This window comes from Sphingomonas segetis, from assembly GCF_009720245.1.
GTDB lineage: Bacteria > Pseudomonadota > Alphaproteobacteria > Sphingomonadales > Sphingomonadaceae > Sphingomicrobium > Sphingomicrobium segetis.
Window position 1 is genome coordinate 1 of the sequence record NZ_WJSQ01000316.1, and the last position, 642, is coordinate 642.

Consider the following 642-nt stretch of genomic DNA (forward strand, 5'->3'; position numbering starts at 1 on the left):
GGCCGTCGGCGCGCTCGCGCCTGGCATCAGCACGATCACTGGCGCCGCTGTCGGCGCGGCGATCGGCGGCCTTGCCGGCGCGGTCTGGGCCGACAACAACAATGACGGCTATGTCGACGGCTATGTCTACAACGGCCAATATTACAACGGCCCGCCGGCCGGTTACGATTCGACGACTCACGCGGTCGTCGGCGGCGCGCTTGGCGGCGCGGCGCTCGGCGCGGTTGCGGGTGCGGTCCTTCCCGGCGTCAGCGTCCCCGTGGGCGCGGTGATCGGTGCTGCTGTCGGCGGTCTCGCCGGAGCGATCTGGGCCGACCGCAACAACGACGGCGTGGTGGACGGATACGTCTATAACGGGCAGTATTACACCGGTGGCCCTGCCGCCGCTCCGATGCCGGCCCCGGCTCCGACCTACACGGCGCCGTCCCGGAGTGGCGAACGCGGCTAAACGCGAAGCCAAGTATCGGAGAACAGGTGGAAAGTCTGCGTAAATGGTGCACCGGCCCTCGGCCGGTGCACTCTTTTCAACCGAAGGGCGGAATATCCGCGGCGCTGATCGCAGGCGCAGCGGTGGCGCTCACGCCGGCCCCGGCAGCCGCCCAGCCGACGGCAGCCGCATCGGTCGCGGCGGTCGCCCGATCG

Annotated in this window: 1 protein-coding gene; it reads left to right on the forward strand. The window is 70.2% G+C overall.

Annotated elements, in window-relative coordinates; all coding sequences use genetic code 11:
* The coding region (locus GH737_RS15660; protein WP_230558864.1) for a hypothetical protein at positions 1 to 448 on the forward strand (448 nt) is incomplete at its 5' end.
* Positions 449 to 642 lie beyond the last annotated feature (194 nt).